General features: G+C 51.0%; 11 protein-coding genes. 10 read left to right on the top strand and 1 reads right to left on the bottom strand.

Annotated features, from left to right (window positions below; genetic code table 11):
- Positions 1-14 precede the first annotated feature (14 nt).
- Complete coding sequence (locus tag BO18_RS22575) at positions 15-1,796, top strand: NADH-dependent [FeFe] hydrogenase, group A6 (RefSeq protein WP_034449834.1); 1,782 nt, start codon at positions 15-17, stop codon at positions 1,794-1,796.
- A 156-nt stretch (positions 1,797-1,952) separates the two neighbouring features.
- Positions 1,953-3,875 (top strand): diguanylate cyclase domain-containing protein, encoded by a 1,923-nt coding sequence (locus tag BO18_RS22570; protein WP_034449832.1) that lies wholly within the window; start codon positions 1,953-1,955, stop codon positions 3,873-3,875.
- Here the strand turns inward: BO18_RS22570 and BO18_RS22565 are convergent.
- A complete protein-coding gene (locus tag BO18_RS22565) occupies positions 3,872-7,036 on the bottom strand; it encodes a hypothetical protein (protein ID WP_034449830.1) in 3,165 nt (1,054 codons plus the stop codon). The genes BO18_RS22570 and BO18_RS22565 overlap by 4 nt on opposite strands.
- 257 nt (positions 7,037-7,293) lie before the next feature.
- Between BO18_RS22565 and BO18_RS22560 the strand changes: the two genes are divergently transcribed.
- The 8 genes from BO18_RS22560 (at position 7,294) to BO18_RS22520 (ending at position 17,217) form a co-directional block, all read left to right on the top strand.
- Positions 7,294-7,779 carry a deoxycytidylate deaminase gene (locus BO18_RS22560; protein WP_034449829.1) on the top strand — a complete coding sequence of 162 codons (486 nt, stop codon included), beginning with the start codon at positions 7,294-7,296 and terminating at the stop codon, positions 7,777-7,779.
- Between the two features lie 11 nt (positions 7,780-7,790).
- A complete protein-coding gene (locus BO18_RS33365; RefSeq protein WP_051689064.1) occupies positions 7,791-9,872 on the top strand; it encodes a glycoside hydrolase family 5 protein in 2,082 nt (693 codons plus the stop codon).
- A gap of 1 nt (position 9,873) precedes the next feature.
- Positions 9,874-10,758, top strand: a complete 885-nt coding sequence (locus BO18_RS22550) for a hypothetical protein (protein WP_034449827.1) — start codon at positions 9,874-9,876, stop codon at positions 10,756-10,758.
- 143 nt (positions 10,759-10,901) lie between these two features.
- Positions 10,902-14,447, top strand: coding sequence for a hypothetical protein (locus BO18_RS36160; protein ID WP_051689063.1), 3,546 nt, complete (start codon positions 10,902-10,904; stop codon positions 14,445-14,447).
- Between the two features lie 32 nt (positions 14,448-14,479).
- The gene (locus tag BO18_RS22535) at positions 14,480-14,905 is read left to right on the top strand and encodes a hypothetical protein (protein WP_034449826.1); all 426 of its coding nucleotides are present in this window, start codon (positions 14,480-14,482) and stop codon (positions 14,903-14,905) included.
- A 5-nt stretch (positions 14,906-14,910) separates the two neighbouring features.
- Complete coding sequence (locus BO18_RS22530; RefSeq protein WP_330379621.1) at positions 14,911-15,984, top strand: radical SAM/SPASM domain-containing protein; 1,074 nt, start codon at positions 14,911-14,913, stop codon at positions 15,982-15,984.
- A 57-nt stretch (positions 15,985-16,041) separates the two neighbouring features.
- Positions 16,042-16,839: an SDR family NAD(P)-dependent oxidoreductase gene (locus BO18_RS22525; protein WP_034449823.1), complete on the top strand. Its 798-nt coding sequence runs from the start codon at positions 16,042-16,044 to the stop codon at positions 16,837-16,839.
- 39 nt (positions 16,840-16,878) lie between these two features.
- Complete coding sequence (locus tag BO18_RS22520; protein ID WP_034449822.1) at positions 16,879-17,217, top strand: SCP2 sterol-binding domain-containing protein; 339 nt, start codon at positions 16,879-16,881, stop codon at positions 17,215-17,217.
- The last annotated feature ends 46 nt before the right edge of the window (positions 17,218-17,263 follow it).

Below are 17,263 nucleotides of genomic sequence, written 5' to 3'. Positions count from 1 at the left end.
CAGGAGGCAAAAGAATGAGTTTAGTTAATATTAAAATTGAAGGTCAGCCCTATCAGGTTGAAGCCGGCCTCACCATTCTTGAAGCTGCTAAGGCTTGTGGCTATGAGATCCCTTCACTTTGTGCATTTAATCACGGAGAGTGCAACCAGGGTTCATGCCGTGTTTGTCTCGTTGAGGCAACAGGCGCAAGAGGACTCGTTGCATCCTGCGTATATCCTGTAGCTGAGGGTATGGAGATCAAGATCTCTTCTCCTGCAGCTGTACAGGCTCGTAGAAGATCAGTAGAGCTCATGCTCTCCAATCACAACAAGAACTGCCAGCAGTGCGACAAGAACGGCCAGTGCGAGCTCCTCCACGTTGCTCAGGTCACAGGCGCAAGAGAAGACGCATTTGCAGGCGTTCACTCTGAGACACACATCGATACATTGGCTCCCGGACTTATCCGTGATACATCCAAGTGTATCCTCTGCGGACGTTGTATCGCCCGCTGCTCCAATGCTCACGGCATGGGCATACTCGGCTTCGAGAACCGCGGTTTTAATACATTCGTAGCACCTGCTGAGAACAGAAGCTTTGCAGATTCTCCTTGTATCCAGTGCGGTCAGTGCGTAAATGTTTGCCCTACGGGCGCACTCATGGAGCACTCCGAGATCGACAAGGTAGACGCAGCTTTCAAGGCAGGCAAGCACGTTATCGTTCAGGCAGCTCCTGCTGTACGTGCAGCTATCGGCGAAGAGTTCGACAATCCTGTAGGAACACCTTGCACAGGCAAGATGATCGCAGCTTTGAGAAGACTCGGCTTCGAGAGAGTTTACGACGTTAACTTCGGTGCAGACCTTACGATCATGGAAGAGGGCACAGAGCTTTTGGGACGTCTCCAGAACGGCGGCGTTCTCCCTATGATCACCTCCTGCTCACCCGGATGGATCAACTACGCTGAGTACAACTACGGCGATCTCCTTCCTCATCTTTCTTCCTGCAAGTCTCCTCACGAGATGCAGGGTGCCATCATCAAGTCTTACTGGGCACAGGAGAAGGGCATCGATCCTAAGGATATCTTCGTTGTATCCATCATGCCTTGTGTTGCCAAGAAGTTCGAGAAGGAAAGAGAGCAGCTCATCACAAACGGCAATCCTGACGTTGACGCAGTTCTCACAACACGTGAGCTCGCAAGAATGATCCGCCGTGCAGGTATCATGTTCAACCGTCTCCCTGATGAGGATTGGGATCAGGATATCATGGGCGATTACACAGGCGCAGGCGTTATCTTCGGTGTAACAGGCGGCGTTATGGAAGCAGCTCTCAGAACAGTTTACTTCAAGCTCACCGGCAAGGAGTGCGAGCCTATTGAGATCACAGCTGTACGTGGTCACGATGCAGGTATCAGAGAGGCTTCTCTCGACATCAACGGTACAACAGTTAACGTTGCAATCGCTTCCGGCATGAAGAGCGCTAAGGTTCTCTTGGACGAGATCCGCGAAGGCAAGTCAAAGTATCAGTTCATCGAGATCATGGGATGCCCCGGCGGTTGTATCAACGGCGGTGGTCAGCCTTATGTACGTCCTTGCTTCATGCCTAACGAGGCAGACGATATCCTCGACACATACAAGGAGAAGAGAGCTCAGGCACTCTATTCCGAAGATGAGCGTCAGGTTCTCCGTCAGTCTCACAACAATCCCCAGATCATCGAACTCTATGAGAAGTATCTGGGCGAGCCTAACTCACACAAGGCTCACGAGCTCCTGCACACAACATATGCTGCAAGAGAAGGCTTCAACGACGTAGAGAAGAAGTAATTTCCTATCGGAACAGTAATCACACAGGGTGTCTCAGATGAGGCACCCTGTTTTCATTAACAGTAAAGATTTCGGTGCGATTAAAGAATTTTGATTTATCGAGTGATATAATACCGCTTGGACAGAATATGAGGCCCCGCTTTTGCTTATTTCCATATGAAACACAGGATCGCAATTTACTCGAATGGTTATAACGGCAGCATAACTCTCAAGGCCATTGAGGGCATCAAAAGGTATGCCGCGGCTGAAGATCTGGACATACATTTTTATATCAGTTTTGCAGCAAACAACAGGCGGCCTGACACAAATGAAGGACAGCTCAACATCTATAATCTTGCGAAGCTGGAAGAATACGACGGACTTATCGTCTTTTCCAATCTGCTGAATAATATATCCACGGCTGAAAAGCTCTGCATGGAGGCCAAGGAAAAAAACGTTCCCGTAGTCAGCATCGGAATGAAGTTTGAAGGCATTCCGTTTGTCGGTAACAACAACGAAAAGGGAATGGCACAACTCGTCGAACATCTGATCACGGAACACGGCGTTAAGGACATTGTCTATATCGGCGGCGCGAAGGATCATGTGGATACGACGGACAGGGCACGTGTGGTCCGTGAAGTGATGGCACGTCACGGCCTTGAGCTGAATGACGGGAACATCATCTACGGTGACTGGACCAATGAAAAGCCAATAGAATATACGGATAATCTGATCGATTCGGGAGAAAAGTTCCCTGATGCCATAGTCTGTGCAAACGACATAATGGCTCTGGCAGTCATAAGCAGATTCCTCGAAAGAGGATACAATCCGCCGGATGACATTATCGTAACCGGTTTCGATCACATAGATGAATCGGGAATATCCTATCCCGCGCTTACCACGGTCGACCAGGATTATGAGACGATCGGTTATGAGAGCTGCGAGCTTCTTTACAGGATCATCAACGGCGATGACGGTAACCTCAATGTGTCAGTGGCTTCCAAGCTCGTCTTGGGCGAGAGCTGCGGGTGCAACTCCGAAGCAGACAGCTGCTATAATATCAAACGTCGTGAATACTGCAAAGGCGTGCATTCCAAGAACAAACAGGCAAGCTACTTCAACCGCTTCATGCGTGCCGAGAGAAATGCGATCCTTGAGTCTTCTGACTACGACGACATGAAGTTTAACTTGAGGAAGTATTATCTTTCAAATAATGATTACTTCCGCGGCAATTTCTTCCTTATGCTCAACAAGTACTATTTTGAGGATGCCGCATCTGAAGACAGTGAGGCATTGTCCGAATGCTATGAGGTGGATTTCGATACCACAGTGGCGATCAAGGACGGCAGGGAAGCCGATGAAATGATCGACAAGCGCCTGAGAATGCCGGGCTTTATCAAGAAAGAGGGCGAGCAGCATATCTATTTCTTCTATCCGCTGCAGAATGAGCGTTATAACTACGGCTATGTCGTTTTCGTTGACGGAACATACATAATCCAGGAGGATTTCCGCGTATACGAGTATCTCGAAAAGATGGAGCAGACGCTGATGCAGTTCAGGATCAACCTGCGCCTTGAGATGGTCAATAAAGAACTGAGATTCCTCTACGATAAAGATCCCATGACGGGTCTTTACAACAGATTCTGCTTCGTCAGTCATGCCGTTCCGCTTGTTGAGGAGAGCAGGAAACACCACAAGGCCGCCATGGTAATGTTTGCCGATATCAATGATCTCAAGCTGATAAATGACCGCTACGGACACATTTTCGGAGATAAGGCGATCATCACGGTAGCCGAGGGGATCAAGGAAAGCATCGGCAACGACAATGCCATCGGCATCCGTTACGGCGGCGACGAGTTTATCATAATCGCTGCAAATGCTGACAGGAAATATGCCGAGAACATAAGGCGCAGCATTAACGCCCACATCGAAAAAGAGAACAGCCTGGGTATCAATCCGGTCAGGTTTTCCGTAAGTATCGGCTATGTGCTCACCGATCCGAGATCAGACAAGTCAGTTATCGACTATGTCGATGAGGCTGACAAGCTGATGTACGGGATCAAGAACGATTATCACAAGAACAATCAGGATCCTTCTTAATAGATCCTGTAGATCGTTGTATTCTCCTCTGCGAAGTATGCGACCTGCGTAAGGTTCTCTTCAAAGAACTGCCTGTTGAACGTGATGCCGTTGCCGAAATCGGCGTCGTAGAACTCGGGATCGGCGATCAGATATCTGATATGACGCTCCTTGCAGTATCTCGTGAATTCATCAATGTTATCTCCGCAACCCGATACGAGCCACAGATAGATGGTGTCTCTAGTATATGTGTCATGACCTGCGGACCATGCGTAATAAGGCCAGCCGTAGTACATCGGGCGTCCTGCGAGCAGGAAACGGTTCATTGACCACATGGGGGTAAGGAAAGCATCATCAGGATCAGTATTTTCGGAGATCCATTTGGTTACAGGCGAGTTCATGTCGACTGTAAGAGGTGTTCTGTTCAGATTGACGTAAGTAGCCCATTCGCTTACGCCCGTGGCTGTAAGGGGAACCATGAGCGCGAGAGCCAGTATTACTCCAGCGAGTTCCAGAGCGATCCATGCGGGAAGCGCAAGACCTGAAGCTTTCTTATTCTGAACGGGTTCGTGCTTAGTGGCTTCGGGTCTTATCTCTTCGTCCTTAATGTCTTCGGCAGGGAGCTCTGTAACAACGGCTGCACCTTCTTCGGCAGACTCGATGGCAACATTGGCATCAGCCGCGTCATCAGCTTCTTCGCCGAATGTGAGTCCCAGAGCCTCATTGCCGGGACGCATGGACAGATGTGCAGGCCCGGGTGTGGAAGCCATAATGCCGTCGTCCGAATCGTCGGTCTCATCGTCATCCGCAGTTGCCGCAGATGCGGTATCTGCAGGAATAACGGGTGTTTCAGCCGGTTTCTCTTCAACAGGAAGTTCGGAAGGTTTGACCTCTTCGCCAAAGAGCGCCGCGATGGCTGCAACTCCGGCCTCCGCTTCTTCCGCAGTCTTATCTTCTTCAGAGTCAGCGGAAGTCTCTTCATCAGACGCTGCCGTATCTCCGGATGATTCTTTTTCTTCAGCCGAAGTTTCTTCTGAAGTATCTGCGGGTTTGTCTTCATCTTCTGATCCTGTCTCTTCGAGTGAGACATTCTCGCCGAAAAGTGCCGCCATGGCAGCGATACCTGCTTCAGCTTCAGGATCTTCAGGCTCCTTGTTGCTGCTGTCATCACCGAAAAGAAGTTCTTCGGGGAGAGCTTCCTCGACGATCTCTTCAGGGATCTCAGAGGTCTCTTCCTCAGCTTCAGTATTCTTTTTCGAAATGTCGGAAGGCTCGTCGGACAGCTTGTCCTTTATGACGGCCAGGTCGGCGTCGATGCCTGTGTGTGAGTCGGCAGCATCGAAATCAGGCTTTTCGGCAGGCTCTTCGTCATCTGTAATGGGCTCACCGAAAGCGCTTTCCGAAGGAAGCGTGGGCGTCCTTATGCCCTTGTTCGCGGAAGCTGCAGCCAATGCGACTTCACCGTCACTCGAATCTGCATCGATAATGTCGCTGACGATGATATCTGTTTCAGGTTCTGCAGATGCGTTTCCGGCTTTTCTGCGCTTGAAGGGAATAAAGAGCATGTTTGCGATCAGCGCTGCGACAAGTGCATCGAGAAGAATGAGCGTGACCTGGATGAACTTATGATTTGCGAGCATCTCGAGAGATACTTTAAAGAGGAACGCAAAGATCATGGGGTTAAGGAAGCAGATAAACAGCAGGAAACGGTGTACCGGCTTCTTGTGGATTATATCCAGGATGAGTACGACAATGGCAAATACAGCCGAGAGGATGAGCGTACCTCCCGTAACGATGACAAGATATTGCATCAGTGTGAGGACCGTGGGTTTATCAAGGATAAAGCCGGGGAGGAACTCGAAGGATACAACATTCTGATAACCGCCCGAGAATACAAGCGTCTGGATGTATGAGGATGCTACTGCACATACCGCAACAGCCAGATACAAGAGCCTGCTCTCGGAGAATACTGCCATGCCGAAGAGCACCAGAAGAAGCGCGATAAGGCATGAACCGTGGAAGTAAGGCATGACTATAACGAGTACGCATGCCAGAAGAGTTATCGATACGGGATAAAGGGGATCGTGTGATCTTGTGATCCAGGCGTTCCTCGAGAACGCGATCGCCTTGATCTTATCTGCACCCTCGGCTCTGGAAACGGAAATGCAGAGTCTCCTGATGAACGGCAGGAAGAGGATAACCATAATGAGTATTACCGCTACGCCGAGCATCAGATGACGCTGGTTGGGGTAGACGTTGATGGCCCAGATGCCCCAGTTGTCGTAATCAGTTACCTGATACCAGCTCGTCGAAGCCATTATCTCAGTAATGGCGCCCGAAAAGGTATTGCCCGCATCAGTAAGTTCCTTGATGTGGAAGAATACGTTGAGAGAACTCCTGAAGAATACGAGTACAGGTGCCACCAGGAATGCCGCGCGCCTTGAACTGATGAGGACTGCGAGGAGTCCCAGGAGTACGAGCGCGCATACCATGGACATTATCGAGGGCAGATTGAGCGCATAATCGATGGGAAGTCCCAGATACTGGAGCGTGCCGGCGAGGAAATAGAAAAGGAAATGATACTTGATCCCGTCGCCGGAGAAGTGCATGTACTGTGTGGGGAAGTTAAAGCCCTTGCCGAAAGAGGCGACCATCGCCGTATGGGGCGAGAGATCGGAGAATGTCGACAGACCGTTCATGAGCTGGTTGCCGCTGATCCTGTATGTATAGAACATCAGGAATGTGGCGGTGATGGTAAGAGCGAGGATAACGAGTCCGTAGAACAGTGAGTCGGGGACATTGGAAACGTAATCTTCTATCGTTGTCGCGCCGGAAGCCTTGAGGTCTTCGCGCTTGACTCTTTTGCGGTTGATGAGGATGAGGCATGTGAGGATCATCCAGAGGAAGAATGCAAACGTGATGAGCACGCCGAGCTTCTTGCAGATGTCGCCGTTGTCGATCAGATAGGAAAGACCGAGAGTTACATAGTAGTTAAAGAACGGGACGCACATCATGCCGGTAACGATGCCGGCGGGAACCGTGAAGATCGTGTTCGGAATGTGCCTGATAGCCTTTGCGGAAGGACTGCAGGCCACATATAATCTGCGGACGTCCGGTACTGACAGTCCTACAAAGCAGATACCGAATACGGCACAAAGTGCCAAATATAAGATAGCGAGCATAAATATCCCCTTATTTTAAATATCTTACTAATCTTAACACAACTTATCTTTATACCAATATGTGCCAATTCGTGAGGTTTTGGAAAGCCTCCGCCACTAAAAGAGTATAAACTGTATATCTCACGGTAAAAGGGAAATTTGTGTGAAAATTACTGTTCTTGACCGTGGAATACGGGAAGACGGCACCCCGTTTTGTTGCGGCATGCCTTCTGTTCGGCTAAAATTAGTATGTTTCACTTAAGTGTATGGAGGCGTATATGAGCGATAAGAGAACGGACTACATCAGCTGGGACGAATACTTCATGGGCGTTGCAAAGCTCGCGGCCATGAGAAGCAAGGATCCGAGCACCCAGGTAGGCGCATGCATCGTTGATAAGGATAAATACATCATCTCCGTCGGATATAACGGCCTGCCCTTAGGCTGTGACGATGAGGATTTCCCCTGGGCCAGAGAGGGCGGAGTACTGGACACGAAGTATGCTTTCGTTGCTCATGCCGAGCTCAATGCGATACTCAATTCCAAGACAGGCAACCTTGAAGGTTCCACCGTTTATGTCACGCTCTTCCCCTGCAATGAATGCACCAAGGCGCTGATACAGAAGCGTGTCGGCAAGGTTGTTTATTTCGACGACAAATATCACGATTCGGACACCACCATAGCAGCACGCAAGATGCTCGATGCAGCAGGCATCCCCTACGAGAAATATCAGCCTTCCGGCCGTAAAGCAGAGCTGGGTCTTTGACGGAGGCACACATGCGAAGTAAGACAGGGCAGAAGTTGCTTCTGCTGTTTATTACATCCGTATTTATCGTGACGGTCCTGCCGATGATATCACTTGCGGCTCCCTCAGGCACTGCCACACCGAACTGCTGGGGCAGCGGCGGACAGCTTGAGATACAGCTGTCGGGGTGCTCCGGCTATCAGAATATCACCGTTGTTGCTGAATTTTCCGGCAAGATCGATTCGGCGACGGGCTGGGGCTTTGATTCCTATAAGATAAGCGGCAATCAGGTAACGGCCGTCTGTTCTGCTTCAGGTCCCAACAACTGGGGATTTGACAGCAGGGTAGGCATACAGGTCACGGGCTCGGATGTCAATTCCGCAAAGCTCGTTTCAGTGTCAGGCGACGGCACTGCCGGGAAGGTCAATGAGACCGCCGCTGAGACCACGGGTTCGAATAATCAGACAAATACAACGACCGAGACGACAAAAGCTTCGGCAACTCCTGTTCCCGCACAGACGGTTAAGGGTGTGGAAGGAGATGACTGGCTTACCACGGTCGATTCCCACATAGTCGACATGAGCGGTAAGGAAGTTTGGCTTACCGGCTGCAACTGGTTTGGCTACAATACGGGCACCAATCTGTTTGACGGTGTATGGAACTGCAATCTCGAAGATTCGCTGGTTTCGATCGCAGACCACGGATTCAACGTTCTCCGCGTACCGATGAGTGCGGAACTCCTTCTGCAGTGGAAGCGCGGCGAGTATCCCAGGGCCAATTACAATAATGCCTACAACGAAAAGCTCAATTCCATGAATTCACTCGAGATCTTCGATTACGTCCTGTCCCTCTGTGAGCAGAACGGAATGAAGGTCATCATTGATATTCACACTGCAAAGACTGATGCTTCGGGACATAATCACCCTGTGTGGTACAGGGATGACATCACCGTCGATGATTTTGTCGAATCGCTTTCCTGGGTCGCCGGAAGGTACAGCAGCAACGACACCATAATCGGCTACGACTTAAAGAACGAGCCTCACGGCAAGGCTTCCGAGGATCCGCACGCCATCTGGAACGATTCGAACGATCCCAATAACTGGAAAAAAGTCGCCGAGCGCGCCGGAAATGCCGTTCTCGATGCGAATCCGCATGCCCTCATCATCATAGAGGGAATACAGATATATCCGAAGAATCTTGAGGCGAACAATTTCGTATCCCGGAATGACGATGCCGATTACTACAATACCTGGTGGGGCGCCAACCTTATGGCGGTCAGAAAGTTCCCGATAGATTTCGGTTCTCCCGAAAGGAATAAGCAGATCGTCTATTCTCCACACGACTACGGTCCGAGAGTCTTCGAACAGCCGTGGTTCCAGGGCGGTTTCACATACGACTCGCTCATGAAGGATGCCTGGTACGACTACTGGCTTTACATCCAAAAGGAAAACATCGCTCCGATCTTTGTCGGCGAGTGGGGCGGCTTTATGGAAGGCGACAACCTGAAGTGGATGGAATACTTCAGGCAGCTGATAGCAACGGAGCACCTGCACCATACTTTCTGGTGCTATAACGCCAATTCAGGCGATACCGGCGGACTCGTCAAAGATGATTTCAAGACATGGGATGACGAGAAATACGCATTTGTAAAAGACGTTCTCTGGCAGACCGGAGACGGCAGGTTCATAGGTCTCGACCACGAAGTCCCTTTGGGTAAGAACGGTATTGCCCTGTCAGATTATACGGGTGTCACGATAACTCCCGCGCCGGTCACTCCGGCAGCCGAGACGACTGCCGCAGCCGAGACAGCGGAGAGTGCCGTACAGACGACTGATATCACCACTGCCGTCAGCGAGACTGAAGTACACAGGGATCCCGCGGAATCGGAAGCTGCTTTCGAGGCAGTGAGAAAAGTTGCGATGGGTTTCATTATTGTTGCTATAATTGCAGTAGTACTGATAATAGCCGTAGTTGCGGCAGGCATCGCGCTGAAGCAGAAGAGGAAAGCGGAAGAGGAGATAATGACTGTAGATCCTGAAGAGCCTCATGCCGGTCTTAACGGCGGCAATGACGGCACGGAAGGTCCTGCTGACGGTGTTGGAGGGGATAACTGATATGTTTTACGAGATATTGAGTATTAACCTGGCAGACAATTCACAGCTTACGCCGATCGTTATCGGTCTTGCCGTGGTCGTCGTGGTCTGTCTCATCGTTGTGCTTACCATCCTGAGAATTAAGGATAAGCGTAAGGAGAAGATGGATGAGAATATCGACACTGCATGGCATGCCGAGCAGGTCGTAAACCGCACTGACATCCTGGCCAGGAAAGGAACCGGGGAAAAGAAGGTCAAGCAGATAAAGCGTGAGACTAGAGACCCCAGGAAGAAGGCCGAGGAAGAGGCAGCTGCCAAGAACACCCTCATCGGAGGCAGGAGCGAAGCCCAGCAGGAAGAAAAGGAAGCATCGGAAGTCTTCGGTTCTCTCGGCATCTCTTCAAAGAAGGCAGAAGAGATAGACAAGGCAAAGGAACAGATAATAATCAACGGATATCTGCAGAAGTCCAATACGGCTCCGATAAGACCCGTTTATTCCAATACTCTCGAGGCGCGTCAGAAGCAGAGAAAGGAACTCGATTCCGACGAGGTCGGTGCGGAAGCTTCCACACCCGCACTCGTTATGGATTCCGCCGCTCCTTCTGAAGTAAAGATCACCGAGGCTCCGGTACAGAAAGTAAAACCCACGGCGCTGAAGCGTCCGACAGCCACAAGGGTTTCCATGGATGAGGAAGAAGTGCCGGAAGAACCCGACACGACATATACAGCGGCTATAAGACCTGAGACAGGTTCGGAGGTCTCAAATGCGGTAGTGGAAGTTCCTGCTGACATCCAGGAGGAGAAGCCCGACATACTTAAATCGGGTGAGGAAGCGATCATTCCCGCCGCGACGGAGCCTGTGAAAGGCTTTGCTCCGAACAAGGATGTATCTTCACAAAACGGCTGATCCGGAATTCTTTCAAAGCTGAGTATCCGCTAATCCTCAGAATCCTTTGAGTACTTGAAAATACAGACGTTTAGGCTGTATAATTTTGGTATCTTTTAATAATATTTTTTTAAAAGATGTGTGCTTATTTGGAGGGTTTATAGATGTCGGGCAGCTATTCTGGACGCTTCTCGTTTAAGCCGTTGTGTTTGCTTTTCAGCATTCTCATCGGTTTTTCGTTTGCAGCTTCATTCATTAAACCTCATGATGTTTACGCTGACGGCGGTGTAAATTCCTGGCGTATCGAGCAGGGTGACAATTACTTCCGTTTCGGTTTCAATTTCTGGGGATTCAAAGACGGTGACGAGATAGAGATCACTTTCGGATTTTCCGCTTCCGGATATGAGATCAGTGACAAGATGGGCCCCGGAACATTTACCGCCTACGTAGACAGTGCGGATAACATCATCGTGAAATTATCTCCGGTCAATAATTCTGATTACAGCATAACGCTTTCCGGTACAAACCTGAGCAATGCATCGTTCTATCAAAGTTCATGGAGATACACCAAGAGAGCGCCGGATCCGACAGCTACAAATACGCCCAAGCCCACGGCAACAAACACGCCAAAACCCACGGCAACAAATACGCCCAAGCCGACTGCTACCAGTACGCCGAAGCCCACGGCTACGAGCACTCCCAAGGCTACACCTACAAATACTCCTAAGCCTACAGCAACAAACACCCCTAAGCCGACAGCCACGCCGGCTCCCACGGATGTGCCTGAGACATCGGAGGAGACCTCTGAGACCACCACTGAAACGACTGAAGAAACGACCACCGAAGCTGTTGTCGTAGCAGTTGTCGAGACCACGGAATCAAGCGAGACTACTGAGCCCACTGAACCGTCGGGCAGCGACACTTCGGAAGAGACCACCGCTGCAGAGACTACTCCTGCAGTTGTGGGACAGACTGAAAAGGGAACCCAGACTTCCAAGAAGAAAAACAACTTCGCATTGATCTGGATAGTCGTACTTATCGTCGTTGCGGTCCTGGCATTCCTCAGATACAGATATCTTAAGGACAGAAAATCCCTCAGCGGCGCAGATCTTGCTATAGCATTTATCCCCGGCGTTCCTTTCATCGCGGAGAAGTTCGGTTATTTAGGACCTGTCAGTCAGATGACTCCGGCTGTCAGCGCTCCCGCGAACGGCAAGGATTTTAATACGGCGAATGCCATGAAAGAGATCAAGGCAATGGAGAAGTCTTCAGCTGCAACTGCGAAAGCACCCGTTAAGCGACCTTCTTCAAATCCTGCAGCTCAGACAACGACAGCAGCCGGCAGCAAGCCTGCAGCTGCCCGGCAGTCTGCAAACAGACCTGTTGCCCAGAAATCCATTATTCCTTCATCAGGTAAGCCGGTTGCCGCAGCAGGCACTGCTTCTGCAGCTGCACGTCCGGCAGCGAAGGCTGATGTGAAGAAACCCGCAGACACGACAAAGAAACCGGCCGCTCCCGCACAGGCTGCTGACCGTGACAAACAAGCTAAACTTCTTGAAGAGAGGAAAGCCGCCCAGATGGCAAGAGTAGAAGAATTAAGGATGAATGCTGAAGCCAGAAGAGCTGCAGCAGCGAAAAACAGGGCTGCAGGCACGGCAGATCAGAGAACGCAGACTCGCAGCAACGATCCGGAGAAGAGCCTTACGGCATCAGCACACGGAAGCGCAGCCGCAGTTGCTTTCCGTCAGGCAGCCAAGCCCGAAGACAGAAAACCGAATCCTTCCGTTTTCGCACCCCGTCAGGATGCAGCTCCGGCCGTACAGAAACAGGCAACCGCTGCAGCCGCAGCTCCGAAGCAGGAAGTTAAACCCGTTCAGCAGACAACTGCTCCTGCAGCTGCTTCACCTAAGCAGGCAGCAGGAACTGTTCAGCAGACAACAGCAAAGACAGCTCAGACAGGTCCTGTCAGAAGACCCAAGAATGAACTTACACCCGAGCAGATAGCTGCACGCCAGCAGGCTGCAAAGCTCCTCGAGGAGAGGAAAGCCGCTCAGGCAGCAAGAGTTGAAGAGATAAGAAGGAATGCCGAAGCCAAGAGAGCCAGGGAAGCCGAGGAGGCTGCCAAGGCTGCGGAACAGGCAAGGCTTGCTGAAGAAGCAAGGAAAGCTGAAGCTGCAAGGGCAGCTGAGCAGGCAAGGATAGCAGATGCGATCAGCGCTCAGGAAGCGGCAAGGATAGCTGAAGAAGCAAGAAGAGCAGAGGCAGAGAAAGCTGCGGAAGCGGCAAGAGCTGCTGCCGTTGCTCTGGCTCAGGCTGAGGCGATCGCCGCAGAGGCCAGAAAACTCCAGGAGGAGGCTAAGGCCAGGGAGAGAGCCAGATTAGAAAACGAGAAGAGAAAAGCTGAAGAAGCTAAGGCAGCTGAAATGGCTGCAAGGGCAGCCGAGCAGGCAAGATTAGCTGAAGAAGCCAGGAAGGCTGAGGAAGCCAGAAGAGCAGAAGAAGCTGCAAGAGCTGCCGAGCAGGCAAGATTAGCTGAAGAAGCAAGGAAGGCTGAAGAGGTCAGAAGAGCCGAGGAAGCTGCAAGGGCAGCCGAGCAGGCAAGATTGGCTGAAGAAGCCAGGAAGGCCGAGGAGGCCAGAAGAGCTGAAGAAGCCGCCAGAGCAGCAGAACAGGCAAGGCTTGCGGAACAGGCCAGGATCGCCGAAGAAGCAAGGATCGCCAGTGAGGAAGCTGCCGCAGCTGAGCGTGCTAGGCAGGAGGCTGCCGAGGCTGCAAGAGCTGCCGCTGCCGCAAAGGCCGAGGCTGAAGCCAAGATGGCGGAAGCTCAGAAGGCGATCGAGGCTGCTGAAGCTGCAAGAGAGGCAAAGGCTGAGAAGGCTAAGAGGCAGAGCAAGACATCCGAAGTGTTTAAGTCGGCAATGGCTTCTTCTGACGGAGCAATTACTCCCGGAATCTCTGCCATAGCATCCGTTGAGGGATATCCTTTCGCAAACGTCGAGAACGATTCTGATAAACAAATCAAAGGTGAGGCACCCCGCAAGGGCAGTTCCGTAACTTCTTTCAAGAGCGGTTCTTCCGCAGGCGTCGGCGCTTCGGCTTCAAAGGATACATCAGGTCCGTCGATCTCAATAGAGCGTGCCAAGGCATCTTCCAATTCGAACCAGCTCGGAACACTTCTCGCAGGTAAGAATTACAACAATTCCGGAAGAGCACCCGTATGGGCAGCTCCCGCAATGGCCAGTGTAACGCCTTTCAAGGAGAGCGAAGAGGCCAAAGAGCAAAAGCTTATCGAAGAACAGAAGCGCATAGAGGAAGAGAAGGCCAGGAAGGAAGCCGAGGAGAAGGCAAAGGCGCAGCGCACAAGCATTGCCGACAATGCCACATCCCATAAGTCCGCATTCTTCAAGAGATCCCAGAGCGGAAGAAAACAGGTTCCTGCTCAGGAAGAGGACGATAATGCTACAGCATATGGCGGTATCGTAAGACCTTCTGCTATAGTAGATCAGGAGCGCGACATCAGAAAGAGCAGTACTGCTCCCGCGATGGGTGCGGCGCTTGAAGGTCAGAGACCTTCGATAATGGATCCGAACGTCAAGTCCATTCCCACGGCTTCAAAGCCGCTGGCAGGATTCAAGCCGACAGACGTAGAAGGACCTCAGAGTGAGGAGCCTTTCGATGATTCGGATTCGTCAGAAGAACAGCAGGCATGACAGGATAATGCCTGCCGGGGGAGAAATAGTAAATGAAAAGATCTAAGAAACCATTAACCTTTACAGCTATTGCCGCCAGTATCGGCGCGCTGAGCCTTGCAGTTGAAGGCTGTGTATACGGACCTCCGCCGGAAGAGACCTGTGTATACGGACCTCCGCCGGATGTTTCCGAGACGACTGAAAGTGCTGTAGGCACAAAGCCCCATGCATCCGATGACAACAACGAAGTCGGTGTCTACGGACCTCCGCCGGATGAGACATTCGACGGCAATGAGGTTGATGTCTACGGACCTCCGCCGGATGAGACTGACGGTGAGGAAGTCAACGTATACGGACCTCCGCCGGATGCCACGGGTCTGACCGTGGAAGAGACAACGGAAACTTCTCTTGAAGCGACACCTGTCACTGACGGCATGGAAGTTGTCGTATATGGTCCTCCGGGAGATGTCGGAGACTGATGTCTGTGGATATACCCGAAGCCAAGAAGGCTTATCTCGACAGAAAAGCTAAGGAACGTGCAAGGCTTTTTAAAGAGCCTGAATTGATCTACCTCTTTTTCGAGCTGACAAGAAGCTGCAATGAGAAGTGTTTCCATTGCGGCAGCAGTTGTGCGCCGGGATTGGGACACGGTCCCGACAAAGAGATGTTCAAATCCGTGTTGAGAGATGCAAAAGAGCATTTCGACCTTAAGAGACTCCAGCTCTGCATCACGGGCGGGGAGCCTCTCCTTTATCCGGATTTTGAAGAACTCCTGGGCTATGCAAACGATCTCGGCTTTAAGTGGGGCATGACGACTAATGCGACACTGATCACAAAGGATGTTGCGGCGATGCTCGCCAGAACCGGAATGGGTACGGTGTCGGTCAGCATAGACGGACTGAGAGATACGCACGACCGTCAGAGAGGCCTTAAGGGCGGATATGACAAGGCGATGCGCGGCATCGAGAACCTTATAGATCAGAAAGCCTTCAGGCACATTCAGGTTACCACGGTAGTCAATCACAAGAATATCGGCGAACTGGACGAGCTCTATGAGATCCTCGATAAGCTCGATCTTGATTCATGGCGGGTTATCGGCATCGAACCCATGGGCAGGGCTCTGGATTATCCCGATATGCTCATGACGCCGGACGACCAGAGATATATGTTCAATTTCATCCGCGAAAAGAGAGAACAGGGCATCCCGGTTAATTACGGCTGCTCTCACTTCCTCGGTCTTGAATTTGAAAGAGAAGTAAGAGACTGGTTCTTCTACTGCGGCGCCGGAACACACACCGCAGCCATCAGGGTGAACGGCGACATCACCGCATGTCTTGATATCGAGGAGCGCCCGGAATTCGTTCAGGGCAATATCTATAAGGATAAATTCAGTGACGTCTGGTTTAACCGCTTTCAGGTATTCAGGCAGCCTTTGTCTTCGATCTGCGAAGACTGTAAGGAATGCGAATGGGAGAAATGGTGTGCCGGCGGATCAAGGCACTGTTTCGATTACGATAACAATAAGCAGAGGGTATGCTTTAAGGGTATTCTCTTTTAATATCCTTCCTTTGAGTGTATTATTAAATCTACGGAACTTTCTCTAAGGAGAAGCTTTATGCACCAAAGGATCGCGATAATTACCGGCAGTTCATCAGGTATCGGAAAAGCATTTCTGGAACTCCTTGCCGGTGATAAGGGTGAATTCTACAAAACTCCATTTGATGAGATCTGGGCGGTAGGCAGGCGCAAAGATGCGCTCGATGCTATCGCGTCTTCTGTCAGCAGCGTTAAGGTGGTTCCCATAGCAGCTGACCTTTCGGGTGATTCAGGCATCAGGACAATCGAAGACAGGCTGAAGAGTGAGGAACCCGTCGTGGGTCTTCTTATCAATTCCGCAGGAATGGGCATAAAGGGCGCGGTGATGGACAAGACCGCGGAAACTCTGGACAGCACGGTAAGCATCAACTGCAGTGCTCTAAGCCGGATGATAAGGATCACAGTCCCGTACATGAAGAAGACGGAAGCAGGCCGTCCCGCGATAATCAACATCGGGTCATCGGCGGGCTTCCTTCCGCAGCCGGGATTTGCGTGCTATGCGGCGAGCAAGTCATATGTGATCTCATTCTCGAGGGCGATGAGCTGCGAACTCAAACCGAAGGGCATAGATGTGATGGTAGTCTGCCCCGGACCGGTTGCCACTGATTTCCAGAGAAGGGCTACCGAAGGCAAAGAGGCTGATTTTACGGACTGGCGCAAGAACTTCGTCATAGATCCCGTAAAGCTCTCCAGGGCATCTCTCAAGGCATCGCGGAAGGGGAGAAAGATACTTGTCTATCCTTTCTCTCAAAAACTCCTGCATCTTGCCTCAAAGATAGTTCCTACATCATGGATACTCGCCTTTATGGGCAATTAATACCAACAGATAAAGATACAAAGACCAGGGGGTGATCAAATGCAGAAGAAGAAAACAGAACCCACATTCGGAAGCATCTTCAGAGCTGTCGAAGAGAAGTGCGGGAAGGTGTCCTTTCTCCAGGATACCGCCACTCAGATAACCTTGAACGGTAATCTGGACAATCTTCCTTTGTATGTAAAGATCGAGGACGGAATGCCGGAGGTTGCACCTTACGAATACATCAACGCACCGTTCTATATCGATGCTGATGCGGAGACGTTTGCAGCCATCCTGAACGGCGATAAGAGCTTTACCGTCGCGGTGGCACAGGGTTTCATTACGATCAACGGAGACGCAGCCCAGGCGGTTGTCTTCTGCTCGACATTGTTCGGCTAACAACACTTTAAACATTATTCATCAGTTGTTTAGTGTTTGGTGCTTT

The sequence above is a fragment of the Butyrivibrio sp. AE2032 genome (assembly GCF_000702965.1).
This window is presented reverse-complemented; position numbering and strand designations above follow the sequence as displayed.

Coding starts and splice junctions, on each gene's coding strand:
- BO18_RS22520 (WP_034449822.1), top strand. CDS start 16,879: ATGCAGAAGAAGAAAACAGAACCCACATTCGGAAGCATCTTCAGAGCT.
- BO18_RS22565 (WP_034449830.1), bottom strand. CDS start 7,036: ATGCTCGCTATCTTATATTTGGCACTTTGTGCCGTATTCGGTATCTGC.
- BO18_RS22525 (WP_034449823.1), top strand. CDS start 16,042: ATGCACCAAAGGATCGCGATAATTACCGGCAGTTCATCAGGTATCGGA.
- BO18_RS22570 (WP_034449832.1), top strand. CDS start 1,953: ATGAAACACAGGATCGCAATTTACTCGAATGGTTATAACGGCAGCATA.
- BO18_RS33365 (WP_051689064.1), top strand. CDS start 7,791: ATGCGAAGTAAGACAGGGCAGAAGTTGCTTCTGCTGTTTATTACATCC.
- BO18_RS22550 (WP_034449827.1), top strand. CDS start 9,874: ATGTTTTACGAGATATTGAGTATTAACCTGGCAGACAATTCACAGCTT.
- BO18_RS22535 (WP_034449826.1), top strand. CDS start 14,480: ATGAAAAGATCTAAGAAACCATTAACCTTTACAGCTATTGCCGCCAGT.
- BO18_RS36160 (WP_051689063.1), top strand. CDS start 10,902: ATGTCGGGCAGCTATTCTGGACGCTTCTCGTTTAAGCCGTTGTGTTTG.
- BO18_RS22560 (WP_034449829.1), top strand. CDS start 7,294: ATGAGCGATAAGAGAACGGACTACATCAGCTGGGACGAATACTTCATG.
- BO18_RS22575 (WP_034449834.1), top strand. CDS start 15: ATGAGTTTAGTTAATATTAAAATTGAAGGTCAGCCCTATCAGGTTGAA.